The organism is Odoribacter sp. N54.MGS-14 (assembly GCF_000980295.1).
Taxonomy (GTDB): domain Bacteria; phylum Bacteroidota; class Bacteroidia; order Bacteroidales; family Marinifilaceae; genus Odoribacter; species Odoribacter splanchnicus.
The window spans coordinates 1-18,894 of sequence record NZ_LARL01000022.1 but is presented as its reverse complement, the minus strand read 5'-3'; the positions used below and the strand labels follow the sequence as shown (position 1 = coordinate 18,894).

Genomic DNA, 18,894 nt, shown 5'->3' with positions numbered 1-18,894 from the left:
GAGAAAGAATTACTGTAAACGAATAAATAAAGATACAGATGAAAGTTGATGTTTTACTTGGATTGCAATGGGGAGATGAAGGGAAAGGAAAAGTGGTTGATGTATTAACACCGAAATATGATGTCGTGACCCGTTTTCAGGGCGGTCCGAATGCCGGACATACCTTAGAATTCGAAGGGCAAAAATATGTATTGCGTTCTATCCCTTCCGGGATATTTCAGGGTGGGAAAAAGAATATTATCGGGAATGGAGTTGTACTGGATCCGGTTCTGTTTCGTCAGGAGGCTGAGAGTTTAGCTGCCAGTGGACATGATCTGACCAAACAATTGTGTATATCCAAGAAAGCACATCTGATCCTGCCTACTCACCGGGTGCTGGATGCTGCTTATGAAGCTGCTAAAGGAGATGCGAAAATCGGAACGACCGGTAAGGGGATCGGGCCGACTTATACGGATAAAGTGAGCCGTAATGGGTTGAGAGTAGGGGATGTGTTGTATCATTTTGAAGACAAGTATGCGGCTGCTAAGAAAAAGCATGAAGCCATTCTGAAAGCCTTGAATTATCGATACGATATCACGGAACTGGAAAAAGAATGGTTCGAAGCGATTGCCTACCTGAAGCGTTTTCAGCTGATCGATAGTGAGCACGTTATCAATAATTTGCTGGAAGAGGGTAAATCCGTACTTGCCGAAGGGGCACAAGGAACGATGCTGGATGTGGATTTCGGCTCTTATCCTTTTGTGACTTCGTCGAATACTATTTGTGCCGGAGCTTGTACCGGTTTGGGAGTCGCTCCGGGAAATATCGGTGAAGTTTACGGAATTTTCAAAGCCTATTGTACCCGTGTGGGTGCCGGTCCTTTCCCGACAGAATTATTCGACGAAACCGGAGAGAAGTTGTGTGCTTTGGGACACGAGTTCGGAGCTGTTACCGGCCGGAAACGCCGTTGTGGCTGGATCGATCTCGTGGCTTTGAAATATGCTGTGATGATCAATGGGGTTAGTCAGTTGATCATGATGAAGAGTGATGTATTGGACAGCTTCGATACGATTAAAGCTTGTGTCGCTTATAAAATAAATGGAGGGGAGACCGATGAATTTCCGTTCGATATTTGTGACGGAGTCGAACCTGTATACGTGGAAATACCGGGATGGAAAACAGATATGACCCAAATGACTTCGGAAGATGAATTTCCGGAAGAATTCAATGCTTATGTCAGCTTTTTAGAAGAGGAGCTGGGAGTACCGGTGAAGATTGTCTCGGTAGGTCCCGACCGTGAGCAGACGATTATCAGATATGAAGATTAAAAAAGAGCCGTAAGGCTCTTTTTTTTATCTGGACCGGATTTCTTTCCGCATAAAAGAACCGTAAGACAAAGCGAAACAGATGACCGTTGCTGCGATGAGGCCTGTAAGTTGAGGCCATACGATCAGCAGGCTTTGGCCTAGAGGCAAAGGACTAGGGATTGCCCCATGTACCTGTTCCATCGTCAACGGTCCCAGACTACGGACAGAAGGCATCAACAAAGTGGTTGTGGCTTCGTTGAAAAGCATACTGGGAGCAAAGCGCAATAAATTGAGCATAAACCGTTGATAACCGATCATTTGATAGGTGGTAGCCATTTCCGATGGACTGATGGCTTTACCGATCAGGTTGATAATCATATTATAGAAAATACTGAAGAACAACCAGATGGCGACACAAGCCAGGGCGGAAGTTGCAGCCTGACGGAATTTGATCGAAAAGAAGATCGAAAGATTCAGCCAGAAAGCCACATAACAGATACTGATCAGGATAAAAACGATGACCCGTAAAAATTCTTCTGCAGTTGGAGGAATACCTATGCTGATCAGCCCGAAGCCCATCACCAGAAATCCCAGAACGAAAAGCATGACTCCGATGACGATCAAAGCACCTACAAATTTGGCATTGATCAAATAATCCCGGTGAATGGGCTGCGATAAAATACGGCTTAAGGTTCCTTTATTCTGCTCCGAATTGATGGCGTCGAAGCCTAAAGCGATTCCTAACAGCGGACCGAGAAAACTGACGAAAACCGTGAAAGAAGGTAAAGTTCCGTCGCTGACCGTGAACAGCTTGAGAAAAAGAAACGAACCGTCCGGATCATTGAGTTTTATCGCTGCTCCGATGTTGGTTAGGGCGGTATAGAGCGATCCCATACACGTTAGTGCGATAATACCTATCAGGATAAGGAATCTCCAGCTTCTGACGTGATCGGCGACTTCTTTGCGGACAATTGTCCAAAAGGGACTGTGATATTTATTCATGACCTTGTCCTCCTCCGAAATATTGGTTATAAATGTATTCTAATCCATGTTCTTCCTGTTGCAGATCGTTGAGTGAGAGATCAGCCAGTAGCCGGCCTTGAGAGAATAAACCCACCCGGTCACAGATTTGTTGTACCTGGTCCAGGTGATGGGAAGAGAACAGTACGGTCAGTCCTCTTTCGTCCCGTAATTGCCGGATCAGACTGATGAATTCCTGTACGCCTGCCGGATCGATCCCCGAGGTGGGTTCATCCAAAATAATCACTTCCGGATTTTTGATGAGTACATCTGCCAAGCCCAGACGTTGGCGCATTCCCCGGGAGTATTTACCGGTCTTTTTATCGATTTCCCTGCCAAGCCCTACCCGTTCGAGGAGCTGGGCTGCATGCTGCCGGGCTTCTTGTTCCGGGATATTATTCAGCCGGGCGGTATATAATAAGTTTTCAGGCCCTGTCATGTCGTCGTAGAAACCGACATCTTCGGGTAGATAGCCTACCTTTTTTCTGACCTCGACCGGATAAGTCGTAGAGTTGGTACCACAAACATGCACAGTGCCGGAAGTCGGATCGGTCAAGCCCAGCATCATCAGGATCGTTGTCGATTTACCGGCTCCGTTCGGTCCTAAAAGCCCGAAGATTTCACCTTTGTGAATTTTTAGGTCCAATCGGTCGACTGCTGTGAAATGACCGTATCGCTTTGTTAACTGAACCAATTCGATAATGCTTTCACACATAGCCTACCTCCTTCCGTATTTGCGAAACAGATAGTAAACGGCACCTAAAGCAGCCAGGATGACAACGACACCAATCCAGCCGGTGATCATAGGGGTTTTGACAGATATTCTGAAATCGGTGGTTGTATCGGCTTCCGGTGCACGAGCAGTGATTTTAGTCACATAATCTCCGGGGAGAGCTTGACGGGAAGCTTTGAGGACAGCTGTAACATTCGCTTTATCTCCGGGAGCCAGACGATCCAGTTTGGACGGTTCGAAACTGACCTCCCAATCGATCGGTTTGTTAGCGGACAACTGGATGTCCTTTAATTCGGCAGAACCGGTGTTGAGGACGACTAGTTCGAGTTTCCGGGTGTCACCTGCAGTGATATCTTTACTCAAGAGACCTTGGGGGGTGGTTAATTCAATACGGTACGATCCGGTGATAACCACTTCAAACTCGAGTTGGGCAGAAGTGGAGCCGGTAGTAGCGATGACAGGTATTTTGTATGTACCGGCCTTGACATTCGAAGGAGCTGTGATGTCGACCGAAATATTTTCGCTGGCATTCGGGGCAACCTGTGCCGAAGTGGCTTGTTTATAGTTGGCTTTGAAAATGACATTCCAGCCTCTGGGGGCTTCTGCCATGAGAGCATATAATTGTTGTTCTGCAGTTTGGTTTTTCAATGTGGCGTTGAAAGTGAACGTCGATTTTGAATTTCCTTGCATATTCGGTTGAGTAGTAGTAAACTCTGTCCGGTAGGTCCCTTGTTTCGAGACCGTTATGGCAAGAGGCAGGCGGGCAAGTCCGTCTGCACCGATCGTGAAATGGTAAGTGCCTTTATTTACTTTTAGAGGTACATCTACTTTCAAGGTAAAATTCTTTTTTTCACCGGGGAGTACAGCGATCTCATCCAGTGTCCAGCCACCGGCTTTCATTTCATAGCTCCAGCTCTTCGGTAGACCGGCTAAGGCAAGGGTGGCATTTTTAACTTCGTCACTATTGTTGATGACATCGATACTGTAACTGATAGATTCTCCGGGTGGAACAGAGATTTTAGTGTAAGGAGTGTAAAGAATGAAAGTTTGTTTGGTTTCTGAGGCTTGCATTTTGAAGGGAAATAGTCCCGCCATCAGTACGATCAGGATGTAAAAGAATTTAGCACACATAATCATAAAAATTTCAAGTGAATATTTTAATGAAAATTGATACAATAACGCTAAATTATAAACTTTCTGTATTACTAATTATTAAAAGTTTCGAAAAAAAACTACTATAGACCGCAAGAACAAAGCGGAGGAAAGGGATTTTTATTACTGCATTTTTATTAAATTTGTCATGCTGATAAAACCGTTGCCTATGCTCTTACAAGTGTTTAGTTTGCCGCTGAAAAATCCGGTGTTGATTTTTTCTCTGATACTGTTTATTATTCTACTGACGCCTGTTCTATTACAGCGTTTAAGGATTCCTGATTTGATCGGTCTGATTATTGCAGGTGCTGTGATCGGCCCCAATGGTGTGGGCATTATGGAAAGAGACAGTAGTATAGAGCTTTTTGGAACCGTGGGGTTATTGTATATCATGTTCATCGCCGGTTTAGAGATCGATATGGCCGACCTGAAAAAGAATTATGGAAAAACCCTGACTTTCGGACTTTATACTTTTCTGATTCCCATGATCGTAGGCACTTTGACCGGTGTATATTGGCTCGATTTTTCCTGGCCGACTTCGATTTTGTTGGCCAGTATGTATGCTTCCCACACGCTTATTACTTACCCTATTGTCAGTAAATACGGTATTACCAAGAATCGGGCGGTTAGTATCGCTATCGGGGGAACGGTGATTACTTGTATTCTTGCTTTGTTGGTACTGGCGGTGATTGTCGGTATGTCTACCGGAGAAATAAATCAACAGTTTTGGATTAAACTGGGGGTTTCAAGTCTGGTTTTTATCAGTATTGTCGTGATCTTATTTCCCATGCTGGGGCGTTGGTTTTTCAAGCGTTATGAAGATTCCGTAGGACAATATATCTTTGTGTTGGCTTTGGTATTTTTTGCCTCTTTTCTGGCGGAAGCAGCGGGGTTGGAGGCTATTATCGGGGCATTTTTGGCCGGTTTGGCTTTGAACCGGTTGATCCCGAATACTTCAGCTTTGATGAACCGGATCGATTTTGTAGGGAATGCTATTTTTATTCCTTTCTTTCTGATCGGAGTGGGAATGCTGGTCGATGTACGCACTTTTGCCGCCGGATGGACTGCGCTTTGGGTTGCTGTCGTGATGACGGTCATAGCCACTCTATCCAAGTTTATGGCAGCTTGGATAACGGAGAAAAATTTTAAACTGACCCGCGATGAGGGACGTCTGATTTTCGGATTGAGTAATGCCCAGGCTGCGGCTACGCTGGCTGCCGTATTGATCGGGTATGAGGTGATTTTGGGTACCGGACCGGATGGGCAGCCGATTCGATTGTTGAATGAAGACGTCCTGAACGGAACTATCGTTATGATTCTGATTACTTGTACGATCGCTTCTTTTATTACCCAACGTTCTGCTCAGAATATAGCCTTGGCGGAAATGAGCGGTGACCGGATCGGTGATAGTGATGACGAGGAGGAGAGGATATTGATTCCCTTGAGTAATTCTGAGACAGTCGATGAGCTGATCACCTTGGGAACCGCTATAAAGTCCCGGCGTAATAAGGCACAACTGGTTGCTGTGAGTATTGTGAAGTCGGACAATACTGATCCGGCAGCGGAAAAAATTTCAGAACGTCTGCTTGAGAAAGCTGTTAAGACTGGAGCCGGAATGGATCACCGGGTGGATACCGTTTTACGTTATGACTTGAATATTGTCAACGGAATTAGAAATGTGGCCAAAGAACATAAGATCACGGATATTGTTATCGGCCTGCGTACCCAAAAGGATATTTCCGATACTTTCCTGGGGAAACTGACACAAGAGGTGCTCAGTAAATGTGCTACGACTACCTTGGCTTATCGTCCTATGCAGCCGATGTCGACGGTGAAACGTTATATCGTCGTTATTCCTGAAAATGCAGAGAAAGAGGTCGGTTTTCCGTATTGGTTGATCAGTATTTGGAACCTGGCCAAAAATGTCGGAACGAAAATTGTTTTTTACGGTACACCCGCCGTGCTGGATATTTTGCATTTGGTACAATCCAAACACCTGATTTTAGCTGAATTTAAAGAGTTTACAGATTGGAGTAATTTTAAGGAAGTGGCTACTGCTACACAGGATAACGATGCCCTGATATTGGTGATGAGTCGGCCGAATTGTCCTTCTTACTCCCGGCATATGGAATATGTCCCGAATTATATCAATAAATATTTTAATTCGATCAATTGTATATTGGTTTACCCGGTTCAATTAGGTATGGATGAGGATATGAGTGCTTTTAGAAGTATCTCGATGATCAACCACATCGAGGGCATGGATGGCTTAGTGCAGGTATTGGGAAAACTGTTTAGAAAAAATAAATAACGTTCGTTTAAATCAGTCGAAAGTTTATAAAGTCCATAAAGTTTATAAAGTCCCTGGGTTCTGCGGGTACTTTGGTAATTGACAATTGTCATTTGACAATTGATAATGTATCTCCAAACCTATAGTTTCTTTTTTTATTCTTCTGATAATCAATAATTATCTTCTTTATTCTTTCTCTCTTTTTTCTTTTCTTTTTTATTTTTTCATGGAAGCGGAACTTCCAATAATTGTCAATTCTCAATTGCCATCTGTCCATTTTTCTTTTAGCGGATTCCCACCAAAAGAAACGAAAGTTTTCAGCGGGAATCTGGATTTACTGTACCGGAAAAATAAGTTTCAATTCAGTAATAAGTTGACTATTAATCATACCAGTTCCGGAGATCCGGTGGTTGCTTTTTCAGAATATGCGAAAGCAAATCCTTATTATGAAAAGAAGCCGGATGGAAGGGTGGAAAAATGGCTGGAATATAAAGAGGAGCTGATTGAATCGCCGAATCCGCTTTGGAATGCCAACCTGAATAGCCGGGCACTTGACCGTTCTTTTGGAGTAACCAATAATTTTAGTGCTGAATATAATCCTTTGACTTCTTTAAAAATCCGGGGACGTTTCGGGATTACAAAGACGATAAATGAATCGGATGATTTTCTGTCGCCGGAAGATACTTCTTTTGATGACACAGAAGAGCTGAAGAAAGGATCTTTGGCTTATCAGAATGGGAAAAACCTGCAATATGAGGGAGAATTGAAGTGGAATGAAAATGGGGATTATTCCGGGGTATTTATATGCTCCGGAATTTTAATACCTATTTGTAGGTATGTCGATTTATTAGCAGATTGATTATCTTTGCCACATAATTTGGAGTGGTATGGAAAATAATTATTTGAAGCTTGCTGATATACCGACTGGAGAAGAATGTGTCATCGTAAAGGTGCATGGACATGGGAGTTTTCGAAACCGGATCGTGGAGATGGGATTCGTAAAAGGAGAAAAAGTGACGGTGATAAAAAATGCTCCTTTACACGATCCGATCGAATATAAATTGATGGATGGCCATATTTCTCTGAGACGGAGTGAGGCTCGTTTGATTGAAGTCGTCTGTACTTCCTCGATAGATCAGGAAGGATATAACGGTACGTTTACAGAAGATGAGATTGCCCGGGAAATTTCCGAGAAATCCCGGACGATCAATATCGCTTTGGTTGGGAATCCGAATTGTGGGAAGACTTCTTTCTTTAACCGGGCTACCGGATTGCGCGAAAGAGTGGGGAATTATAGCGGAGTGACGGTGGATGCCAAGCAAGGAACTTGCCACCATAAAGGTTATACGATCAATCTGATCGATTTGCCCGGGACTTATTCTATTACCGAATATACTCCGGAAGAAATTTATGTGCGTGAATTTATTACGAAGCATCATCCGGATTTAGTGCTGAATGTCGTGGATGCTTCTTGTCTGGAACGGAACCTGTTCCTGACTACTCAGCTCATCGATATGAATATCCGGGTGGTGATGGCATTGAATATGTTCGATGAACTGACCAACGAAGGTTCTCACCTGGATTATGGCTATTTGGGACAACTACTGGGTATCCCGATTGTGCCGACGACAGCTTCAAAAGGGATCGGAATCGAAGCCGTGTTGGATAAAATTATCGAAGTGTTCGAAGACCAGGCCAAAGAGTCCCGGCATGTACATATTAATTATGGGACAGAAATCGAAGAGGCGATTGCCCGGATTAAAGTGGAGATCGCCCCGAATAAAAATATTACCGATGAATATGCTCCCCGGTATGTAGCTATCAAATTACTCGAGGATGATCGGATTATGAAAGAACAGCTGGTAACGGTTCCCAATTATGCTTGTATGCTCGAAGTAGCACAAAAAGAAATCCAGCGCCTGGAAAAAGAATATAAGGAAGATACCCGGACGATCATCACGAACCTGAAATATGGGTTTATCCGGGGAGCTTTACAAGAGACCTTCCGGTCGGGAGAAAAGGATAAACGTCAGCTGACGACTGCTATCGATGCCTTACTGACTCATCAATGGCTGGGCTTCCCTTTCCTGATTTTCTTTATGTGGCTGATGTTTCAGGCGACCTTTTCGCTGGGAAGTTATCCGATGGACTGGATCGAGGCGGGAGTAGAAGCCCTCGGAAGTTGGGTGGCCGGAATTATGCCTGAAGGGCCTTTGAACGATTTGTTGGTGAATGGAGTTATTGCCGGAGTGGGGGGAGTGATCGTTTTCTTACCCAATATTCTGATTCTTTTCTTTTTCATTTCTTTGATGGAGGATACAGGCTATATGGCAAGGGCTGCCTTTATTATGGACCGGATGATGCATAAGATAGGACTTCACGGAAAATCCTTTATTCCCTTGTTGATCGGTTTCGGATGTAATGTACCGGCCATTATGGCTACCCGCACTTTGGAAAGCCGGAGGGACCGGATTATGACGATGCTGATTACTCCTTTTATGTCTTGTAGTGCCCGTTTACCGGTATATATACTGTTGGTATCTGCCTTCTTTCCGGTGAATCAGGGCTTGATCCTATTGTCTGTATATCTGATCGGCATATTACTGGCTATCGGAACTTCTTTTTTGTTGAAGAAGACCCTGTTCGCCAAATCTTCGGATCCTTTTGTCATGGAATTGCCTCCTTACCGGATGCCTACGATGCGAAATACCACGATCCATATGTGGGGAAAAGCCGGACAATATTTAAAGAAAATGGGTACGATAATCTTATTTGCTTCTATTCTGATTTGGGCACTGGGGTATTTCCCTTTAAACCGGACGACTATGGCCGATGAGACGGAACATTTGGAGAATTCATATATCGGACAAATCGGGAAAGCCATCGAACCGGTAATTCGGCCTTTGGGATTCGACTGGAAGATGGGCGTGAGTATTGTGACCGGATTGGCTGCCAAAGAGATTGTAGTGAGTTCTATGGGAATTTTGTACCATGTCCCGGATGCCGAGGAAAATTCCCAAAGCCTGATCGAGAGCCTGCAACAGCAACAATATAGTAACGGACAGAAGGTATTTACGCCTTTAGTGGCTTATGGATTTATGCTGTTTATCCTGATTTATTTCCCTTGTATGGCTGTGATCGCTGCTATTCGTAAAGAGGCGGGGTGGAAATGGGCATTGTTTACTATTTTTTATACTACCGGGCTGGCTTGGTTGGTGTCGTTCGGCGTATATCAGATAGGAAGTTTATTTTAGAAAAAAGAATGCTTTGATACAAAACGGTATTGTATATCTGATTATCGTTGTTGCTTTAGTGGGGGCGATACGATTCTGCTACAGGAAACTGAAGGCTTTGAAAAAGGACGAATCATGCAGTACTTGTGACACTTGTCCTTTGAAAGACAGCTGTGCCCGTAAGCCGGTGAAAAAGAAAAGAGGAAGCTGTTGTTCCTCTTAGCAGTCGGTCTTGGAGTCAGAAAAGCTTCAAGGTAATGCTTTCAGCTTCTTTCCGTCTTCTGATCCGTTCTTTTTCGCCGCGTCGGAATACGTAAACGAGACCGTACTCCTCGCACATATAGCGCTTTTCTTCTTCGTCTTTTACCCCTTCGAAATAACGTTCCACTTCGTTCCATACTTCCAGGATCAAGGCATCGGCATCATTCCGGTATTGAGCGACATTCCCGCTTTCCCGGGCTGAGTTATTCTGGAACTGTTTTTGGCGGGTATAGTTTTCTTTGAAATTTTCATAATTGACTTTTACCAGGGCAATCGAAGGACAGTAGATCGGATTACCACCACCGTTACTGATCCGGTTCTGCTCGCCGGCAATTATTTTTTCCCCCCATTGCAGCAAATCCTGTTCGGTCAAAAGAGAAGGAACTTTCGAACTGTTTTCGTCCAAACCATAAAATGTACGGGCTGAGGGTTTCAGCTCTCCACGGGCAATACAAAAATTCAATACCTGAATAAAATGAGAGATATAAAGCCGGGCTTTTTTGGTATATTCAGAGAATTTTTGACTATTATCGAACTGTTTCTCTTTCGCTAACTTAGAGTTGGTGATAGCAACTTCAAATTTAGGTAAAAAGAATTCTATTTTTTGTTTCAAAGCAAAAGGATAGGCTATCGTATCGATCTCGAGATACTGGCCTTTCTTCAAAGCTGCTTTTAATGCCCTTATTCTCGCTGCATCTGTATTAGGTAATCTTCTGTAAGGCATGAGCTTAAACTTTTAATGAACGATATAATACACTACTGCGAAGGTATTGAAAAAAAACGATCAAACCAATATTCGTAAATACGTTTTTTAGTATTTTTATACTATTGCTTGATATTCTTATAGTTATTATAGGTCTCGAGCACTTGTTGTACGTATTTGTACGTTTGACGGCCGTTACAATAGCCGTTTTTAGACAGGGGATCCCGGTAATATTCCGGTTCGTTTTTGTGAAGCAGATAGTAATCGACGTTATTATCCCATAAAGTGGCGTCTTTCCCATATTTATTGGCTAGGCGGATGGCGTCCAGCACGTGTCCGGGACCTGCATTATAGGCGGCCAGAACGAATTTGAGCCGTTCGGAAGAATCGATCGGCTGGCTTGAAAAGTAACGGTCCAGGTAATGTAAATATTCGGTTCCGACATAGACATTACTGTCGGGCTCGAAATAATTTCCGACGTTAAAATGATCGGCTGTTTCAGGAATAATCTGCATTAAACCGTAGGCTCCGACTTCCGATTCGGCATAAGGATCGAATTGAGATTCGGTATAGACCAAAGCTGCCAGCAAACGCCAGTCCCAGCCGAGCTTTTTACTCTCTTTGCGGAATAACTTGTCGAACGGTGAAATATCGCCTTTCTTGATGAGTGTGTATTTGGTCGTGTTGTGAGGAACTGCCGGATGTTTGCCGAAATAACGTTTATAGAGGTAGTTGAGTTTTCCGTTTTTCCGGATTTCTTCCAGCCAGTTGTTGATTTCCGAGCTCAATAAACTGGCATCCGAATGGGTCGCCCACGATACGGAAATATCTTCTTTTAACTTGAGAGCTATATCCAGGTTCTTCATAGAATAACTGGAGGCTTGGGCGATGTTTTCGTCGATAACGGTATAATTGATTTCGCCGGTCTCTACCAGGTGCAAGAGATCTTCATAGGAATAATGCTCGATCTCGGTGATATAAATGTGTATATTCAGAGAATCCTGTATTTGTTGCAGAACCTTTTTATACGAGGTGGCACTTTTGGGAATATAAATCTCTTTCCCGTCTAATTGAGCCATATCTTTGATGGGTTGGCTATTTTTGTTCTGCACGAGTACTTCCCGGGTTTGGAAAAGAGGTTTACTGAAACGGAGCTGTTCATTCCTTTCCGGGGTTTGGGTCAGACTGACGGCTAAGAGGTCGTATTTGCCGCTCTGTAGCCGGCCGATAGCCGTATCTATATCGTTGTTAACTTCGACAATTCGGAGATTGACTCCCAGGTAACCGGCAAAATCCCGGGCCAGATCGTAATGAAATCCCCGCGTAATACCACGGTATACGTAATAGTCGGTCGTATTATAAAAAGTGGAAATCTCCAGACTCCCCCGCGTCAGAATTTTTTCCAGCGATGAAGGTTCCGGTAATATGATTTCCGGAGTAACCTCTTTACCTGACTCACATGCAAAGCAAAGAAAAAGGGTAATATAAACGGCAATTTTAGAGATTGTCATTCAACAAAGATAGTAAATGTTTCTTAATCGAAAAAGTCCCACTTAATACCGAATTTGAGCATACCCGGGTTGATCGGATAATCGGCGGCACTGAAAAAGTCTCCGTGATTTTTTAGCAGATAGTTGATGTGTTCGTATTTGACAAAGATATCGGCCCGTTTGATCCTTAGGTTAAGGAAGACATCGAGCTTCGGATAATTACCGGTTTTTCTTTCCCGCTGGTTATAAAACTGCATAATAGAAGGCATGTAATTGTCGGCGTAAAATTTTGTGTTGTAAAAGACGTCGATTCCTGTCTGTAAAAACAAGGCATTTTTAAATAAGGCATGCTGAAAATAGTTATGGGAATATACAGAAATGGCCGGTAGGGAAAGGATATCTTCCTGGGTACTTTTTTGAAAATATACGGTCTGGTCGAAGTAGAAATTGCCTAATCTGAAATTTTGCTTTCCCCAGGCGGTCAATACCATCAAGGTCTTACTGGTCTGTTGGGGCATCGCTGCCGTATCGAAATAGACGTAACTGAAAATATTGGCGATACCGACTCCTAATTCGGTTCGCAAACGGTTATTCACATAGCGTCCGTCGGCTTTGATGGTTTTGATGGCTTTAAAATCATTTTCCCAGATATCGTGATTTCCGACATAGCGATCGAAGAACGGATTTACACTTTGTAATTCGATCGTCGCATTGGCCCGGATGTATGAACTTCTGTCTTTACGCAAAGCTTGCTGTACGTAGCCGTCGAATTTGAAATTCCCGGCATAGTGCCCCAATACACATAGCTTTCCGGCAATATCGTAAGTGAACGATACATTCGTGTCTACATTGAAAATTCCGGCTGTAATGTAAGTCCCTGAATAGCGGGTATGGCCGAAACTCTCGGTATGGGAAATCGAATCGAAAGCTGTCCGCTGCCGGTAGTTTTCGTGTTTAAAATCCAGACCGGCATATATACCCGGCAAATATTTGTACTTCGGATGTTCGTTCATGACAAATTTAGTGGAGATATCGTACACCTGGTTCGTGATCAGATCCGTCGTAGAAGTACTGTCTATATAGGTATGTGGAAAGAAGTCGAAAGCAATGCTGCCTTCTTTGTATCTGCGTTCGTTTCCTTCGGCCCGGATGTTGATGATGGCTTTAGCCGGATAAGTGGTAAAAGTATCCGTGGGAGTAGTTACTTCTTTGGGATTACCGATATTGTACTGGCCCTGTAATTGAAAATTGGTGTTCCGGTAATTGTTGGAAATATCGTTGCTGCTCAGGTTTACCGGTATATTTTCAGCTTTTTGATTGGTGGAGTCGATGATAAAAGAGATGTCCTTGACACCACCGTTTTCTGCAAAATGCCCATTATTCTGGTTTAAGAAAAAAGAGAGGGCGATTCGTTCTTTCTCATAGGACGAGAACAAAGAAAAATGATACGCTTTGGCTTTTTGGTTCATATAACGACCGTCGCTGGAAATCAGCTGGTAACGAATACCGGCATTCCACCAGGGGCGGATATTTTGTACATGCCATACGTCCAGCAGGTTTTCGGCTTTCCCTTTTCCTCCTCCCGTAAAATATTTCAATCGGGTGAAAGGGGTTGTCGTATTGAAAAGTAAAGCGTCTTCGGGCTTAAAAAGGAAAGCCCGGATTTGAGTCAGAGGGTAAAAATCCTGAACCGTTTCGCGCGTAATAAAAATATTGGAAAGATAAGGAGAGGGAAAATTACCCAGATAAGTGTTCGAAATATTCTTTTTAAAAATGGTATTGAAATTCTGAATACCGTCCATCAGCGTATCCAGAGCAACCTCTCTTTTATATACTCCGTTCCTTTCCCATTGCCAGGTATGACGGAAATGAGGCACATTGGATTCCGGTATAGAATCGGAAGATAATGAAGAGTTGCTACCCTCCATATCCGGAGGGGTTTCTGTATCGAATACGTTTTGTGCACGACAAAACAAATGCAATGATGCGAATAGTATTATGCAGATAAATTTTTTCATCGCTGCAAATATACGTAAACTTTTAAAACTCTCATAAATTACTTACTTTTGTCCCTTGGAAAAATGTTTTTTCCGGGAAAGTTTTAATACTATGGATAAAAATCAAATGATTGTAGAACCAGAAGAAGGTAAGACCTTGAATTTTATTGAACAGATTATTGAAGAGGAAATTGCTGCCGGTAAAAACGGGGGAAAAGTACATACCCGTTTCCCGCCGGAGCCGAATGGATATTTACATATCGGACATGCTACTTCAATATGTCTCAATTTCGGGTTGGCTGCAAAATATAATGGAGCGTGTAATTTGCGTTTCGATGATACCAATCCTTCTAAAGAGGATGTGGAATTTACAGATGCAATTCAGGAGGATATAAAATGGCTGGGATTTCAATGGGACGGACCGGTCAGGTATGCTTCCGATTATTTCCAGCAGCTGTATGATTGGGCCGAACAGATGATCCTGGAGGGGAAGGCTTATGTTGACGATCAGACAGCAGAAGAAATCAGTGCCGGGAGAAAAACAATTACCGAACCGGGAGTGAATAGCCCTTACCGGGATCGTTCGGTAGAAGAAAATCTGGATTTATTCCGGCGGATGAAAAATGGAGAGTTCCCGGAAGGTAGCCGGGTGTTGAGGGCTAAGATCGATATGGCTGCTGCCAATATGTTGATGCGTGACCCGATCATGTACCGGATTATCTACTGTAGCCATCATCGAACCGGTGATCGGTGGTGCATCTATCCGATGTACGACTTTACTCATGGACAAAGTGACTATCTCGAAGGAATCACTCATTCGATCTGTACGTTGGAATTTGAGATTCATCGGCCGCTTTACAATTGGTTTCTGGATCAGTTGACAACGACCGAGTACCGGCCACGGCAAATTGAATTCGCCCGTCGCAACCTGAATTATACAGTGATGAGTAAACGGCGTTTGTTGGAATTGGTACAGAAAAAGTATGTTTCCGGTTGGGACGATCCCCGAATGCCGACTATTTGCGGATTGCGCCGGCGTGGTTATACCCCCGAATCTATTCGGATGTTTGCTGAAAAGGTGGGAGTGGCCCGGCGGGAAATCGTCGTGGATATGGCGTTGCTGGAATATTGTGTCCGTGAACATTTGAATAAGACGGCTCCTCGGGTGATGGCAGTGCTCGATCCGGTGAAAGTGGTCATCGATAATTATCCTGAGGGAGAGACGGAATATATGGAAATCGAGAATAATCCGGAAGATGTGAATGCCGGAGTGCGTAAGGTGGCTTTTGCCAGGGAACTTTTCATCGAACGAGACGATTTTATGGAAGATGCGCCGAAGAAATTTTTCCGCCTTACTCCGGGACAGGAAGTACGCCTGAAAGGTGCTTATATTATTAAATGTACAGGGGTCGATAAAGATGCCGGTGGAAATATCACTTTGATCCATTGTACTTATGATCCGGAATCCCGAAGTGGTAGTGGAACGGAGGCCAGTAACCGGAAGGTAAAGGGTACTTTGCACTGGGTGGCAGCAACGGATGCTATCGAAGCTGAAGTCCGTCTTTACGATCGTTTGTTTAAGGATGAAGATCCGGCAGGACACAAGGAGGTCGATTTTAAGGAGTTTATCAATGAAGATTCACTGAGAGTACTTAAAGGATGTAAGTTGGAATCCTCGATGAGACGGGCTAAACCTGGAGATCGTTTTCAGTTCCAGCGGTTGGGATATTTTTGTGTAGATCCCGATTCAACGGATGGACAATTAGTAATCAATCGTACCGTATCGCTCAAAGATACCTGGCAAAAAATGAATAAATAAATGAAGAATAAAAGCATTTGGAATGAGATGAAACCATACCTGATCATCTCATTCGGTATGTTGGTTTATGCTTTTGCCGCAACAGGTTTCCTGGTGCCTCATAAGATTGTCGGTGGTGGAGCTACAGGTATTGCTACTGTATTATTCTATTTGTTCAAAATTCCGGTAGGTATCGGTTATTTTTTGGTGAATATCCTGTTGCTGATTATTGCGATGAAGGTATTGGGACCGAAATTCGGTATCAAAACCATTTTCGCTATCATTGTCGGGAGTGTGTTCCTGGGTATTATGCAGCCCTTGATGCCTGTGGACGGTATTTTACCCGACGAGAAATTTATGAGTACCATTATCGCTGCAATGCTGACCGGTATCGGTATCGGCGTATCGCTCTCTGTTGGTGGAAGTACCGGAGGTACGGATATCATTGCGATGTTGGTGACCAAATACCACAATGTCAGTCCGGGGCGGGTATTGATGGTATGTGATTTCTGTGTCATTGCGATGACTTTGCTGATATACGACCATGTCGATCGGGAAGCCTTCGGTGGATTGATATACGGTTATGTCATGATGGGAATCGTTTCTTTTACCGTGGATTATGTATTGACCGGAAAAACACAGTCGGCCCAGCTTTTTATCTTTACTGATAAATATGATGAAGTGGCCCGTGAGCTGACGAATCAGGTACATCGGGGTGTGACTCTGATCGATGCTAAAGGTTGGTACACTGGACAAGATAAGAAAATTATCCTGATTGTTGCCCGTAAACACGAAGCTTCCGATGTATTGCGCATTGCCAAGCAGATCGATCCGGATGTGTTTATGACGATGGCTCCCGTGATGGGAGTGTTCGGTAAAGGATTCGAAGAGGTGAAGGGGGTGAAGTAAACGAATCTGAAGATTCGAAGGGAATCGTGCAAATAGTAGGTTTGCACGATTTTTTATGCCTTGATGGAAAGAAGGTTGGTATTCTGGTCGAAATACGATATATATAATCTATTCGATTAGTATGAATAACCATAAATAGCGTGAACCGATGGAAATTTGGAATAAAATAAGATAAATATAATGGTTTAATAATGAATGTATTGTGTAGTGGTTATTCATTTTTTTGAAAAAAAGTTCGTAAAAAATTTGGAAATGGGATATTAATGTTTCTATCTTTGCAGCCGCAATCAGGAACCGATGTATTGAACAAACGGAGGAGGTGAGAGGGTATGATGTGTTGGCTTACAGGTTTTTATGTTGTGCAGAGTTCTTCAGGATATTGCCCTGGTCGGGTTCTGAAAAAAAACTTCAAAACTTTTCTTTTGAAAAGTTTGGAAGTAATGAAAAAGTCCTTACCTTTGCAGCCGCTTTCCGAAACGAAGCGGACGTTCTGAAACATTTTGACTGATGTGTTTTTCATCTTTTGCGGATGAAGCCTGCAGAAGCTTTCTTCTACGGCGGTTCCGAAAAAAAAGTTTGAAAAAAAGTGCGGAAAGATTTGGAGGGAATATGTAAAAGTATTTATCTTTGCATCCGCTTTCGCCTCATAAGTGGGGTGGGTAAAAGAGAAGCAAAAAGAGTTCTTAAAGATATTGAAAGGTTTGAAAACAAACAGCAAGTGCGAGTCCGAGAAGAGATTCAACGGATATAATGACTGAGCGAAAGAGATAATTTTTAAAGTTTTTATTACTATGAAGAGTTTGATCCTGGCTCAGGATGAACGCTAGCGACAGGCTTAACACATGCAAGTCGAGGGGCATCATGAGGTAGCAATACCTTGATGGCGACCGGCGCACGGGTGAGTAACGCGTATGCAACCTGCCTGATACCGGGGTATAGCCCATGGAAACGTGGATTAACACCCCATAGTACTTTTATCCTGCATGGGATGTGAGTTAAATGTTCAAGGTATCGGATGGGCATGCGTCCTATTAGTTAGTTGGCGGGGTAACAGCCCACCAAGACGATGATAGGTAGGGGTTCTGAGAGGAAGGTCCCCCACATTGGAACTGAGACACGGTCCAAACTCCTACGGGAGGCAGCAGTGAGGAATATTGGTCAATGGACGAGAGTCTGAACCAGCCAAGTCGCGTGAGGGAAGACTGCCCTATGGGTTGTAAACCTCTTTTATAAGGGAAGAATAAGTTCTACGTGTAGAATGATGCCTGTACCTTATGAATAAGCATCGGCTAACTCCGTGCCAGCAGCCGCGGTAATACGGAGGATGCGAGCGTTATCCGGATTTATTGGGTTTAAAGGGTGCGTAGGCGGTTTATTAAGTTAGTGGTTAAATATTTGAGCTAAACTCAATTGTGCCATTAATACTGGTAAACTGGAGTACAGACGAGGTAGGCGGAATAAGTTAAGTAGCGGTGAAATGCATAGATATAACTTAGAACTCCGATAGCGAAGGCAGCTTACCAGACTGTAACTGACGCTGATGCACGAGAGCGTGGGTAGCGAACAGGATTAGATACCCTGGTAGTCCACGCCGTAAACGATGCTCACTGGTTCTGTGCGATATATTGTACGGGATTAAGCGAAAGTATTAAGTGAGCCACCTGGGGAGTACGTCGGCAACGATGAAACTCAAAGGAATTGACGGGGGCCCGCACAAGCGGAGGAACATGTGGTTTAATTCGATGATACGCGAGGAACCTTACCTGGGTTTAAATGGGAAATGTCGTATTTGGAAACAGATATTCTCTTCGGAGCGTTTTTCAAGGTGCTGCATGGTTGTCGTCAGCTCGTGCCGTGAGGTGTCGGGTTAAGTCCCATAACGAGCGCAACCCTTACCGTTAGTTGCTAGCATGTAATGATGAGCACTCTAACGGGACTGCCACCGTAAGGTGGGAGGAAGGCGGGGATGACGTCAAATCAGCACGGCCCTTACACCCAGGGCTACACACGTGTTACAATGGC

Annotated in this window: 12 protein-coding genes and 1 rRNA gene; 7 read left to right on the top strand and 6 right to left on the bottom strand. The window is 43.7% G+C overall.

All coding sequences use genetic code 11. The annotated features are described in order from the left end of the window. Nucleotides 1-38 precede the first annotated feature (38 nt). Complete coding sequence (locus WS42_RS06625) at nucleotides 39-1,307, top strand: adenylosuccinate synthase (RefSeq protein ID WP_022159635.1); 1,269 nt, start codon at nucleotides 39-41, stop codon at nucleotides 1,305-1,307. Between the two features lie 24 nt (nucleotides 1,308-1,331). Here WS42_RS06625 and WS42_RS06620 read toward each other — a convergent pair whose 3' ends face one another. The 3 genes from WS42_RS06620 to WS42_RS06610 are packed head-to-tail and all read right to left on the bottom strand — an operon-like array spanning nucleotide 1,332 to nucleotide 4,134. Beyond that, nucleotides 1,332-2,288, bottom strand: coding sequence for an ABC transporter permease (locus WS42_RS06620; RefSeq protein WP_046450884.1), 957 nt, complete (start codon nucleotides 2,286-2,288; stop codon nucleotides 1,332-1,334). Further along, on the bottom strand, nucleotides 2,281-3,021 hold the full coding sequence (locus WS42_RS06615; protein ID WP_013612337.1) for an ABC transporter ATP-binding protein: 741 nt from the start codon (nucleotides 3,019-3,021) through the stop codon (nucleotides 2,281-2,283). The genes WS42_RS06620 and WS42_RS06615 overlap by 8 nt, the downstream gene beginning before the upstream one ends. A gap of 3 nt (nucleotides 3,022-3,024) precedes the next feature. Next, the gene (locus WS42_RS06610; protein WP_374938094.1) at nucleotides 3,025-4,134 is read right to left on the bottom strand and encodes a COG1470 family protein; all 1,110 of its coding nucleotides are present in this window, start codon (nucleotides 4,132-4,134) and stop codon (nucleotides 3,025-3,027) included. Between the two features lie 226 nt (nucleotides 4,135-4,360). On the opposite strand from WS42_RS06610, the gene WS42_RS06605 reads away from it, so the two are divergent. From WS42_RS06605 to feoB, 3 genes are all read left to right on the top strand, one after another. Continuing rightward, nucleotides 4,361-6,502, top strand: coding sequence for a cation:proton antiporter (locus WS42_RS06605; protein WP_087383653.1), 2,142 nt, complete (start codon nucleotides 4,361-4,363; stop codon nucleotides 6,500-6,502). Nucleotides 6,503-6,854: 352 nt separating this feature from the next. Beyond that, nucleotides 6,855-7,340: a hypothetical protein gene (locus WS42_RS06600; protein ID WP_181574393.1), complete on the top strand. Its 486-nt coding sequence runs from the start codon at nucleotides 6,855-6,857 to the stop codon at nucleotides 7,338-7,340. Between the two features lie 28 nt (nucleotides 7,341-7,368). Next, the gene (feoB, locus tag WS42_RS06595) at nucleotides 7,369-9,735 is read left to right on the top strand and encodes a ferrous iron transport protein B (protein ID WP_022159454.1); all 2,367 of its coding nucleotides are present in this window, start codon (nucleotides 7,369-7,371) and stop codon (nucleotides 9,733-9,735) included. 217 nt (nucleotides 9,736-9,952) lie between these two features. On the opposite strand, the gene WS42_RS06585 is transcribed toward feoB, so the two are convergent. From WS42_RS06585 to WS42_RS06575, 3 genes are all read right to left on the bottom strand, one after another. Further along, entirely contained in the window at nucleotides 9,953-10,699 is a 747-nt protein-coding gene (locus tag WS42_RS06585) for a hypothetical protein (protein ID WP_013612332.1), read from the bottom strand. Between the two features lie 101 nt (nucleotides 10,700-10,800). After that, nucleotides 10,801-12,189 carry an MltF family protein gene (locus tag WS42_RS06580; RefSeq protein ID WP_046450882.1) on the bottom strand — a complete coding sequence of 463 codons (1,389 nt, stop codon included), beginning with the start codon at nucleotides 12,187-12,189 and terminating at the stop codon, nucleotides 10,801-10,803. A 23-nt stretch (nucleotides 12,190-12,212) separates the two neighbouring features. Next, a complete protein-coding gene (locus WS42_RS06575; protein WP_046450881.1) occupies nucleotides 12,213-14,186 on the bottom strand; it encodes a putative porin in 1,974 nt (657 codons plus the stop codon). 91 nt (nucleotides 14,187-14,277) lie between these two features. Between WS42_RS06575 and WS42_RS06570 the strand changes: the two genes are divergently transcribed. The 3 genes from WS42_RS06570 to WS42_RS06560 form a co-directional block, all read left to right on the top strand. After that, the gene (locus tag WS42_RS06570) at nucleotides 14,278-15,984 is read left to right on the top strand and encodes a glutamine--tRNA ligase/YqeY domain fusion protein (RefSeq protein ID WP_041557320.1); all 1,707 of its coding nucleotides are present in this window, start codon (nucleotides 14,278-14,280) and stop codon (nucleotides 15,982-15,984) included. Next, nucleotides 15,985-16,872 carry a YitT family protein gene (locus WS42_RS06565; RefSeq protein WP_013612328.1) on the top strand — a complete coding sequence of 296 codons (888 nt, stop codon included), beginning with the start codon at nucleotides 15,985-15,987 and terminating at the stop codon, nucleotides 16,870-16,872. Nucleotides 16,873-17,660: 788 nt separating this feature from the next. After that, a 16S ribosomal RNA gene (locus WS42_RS06560) occupies nucleotides 17,661-18,894 on the top strand; the annotation flags it as partial.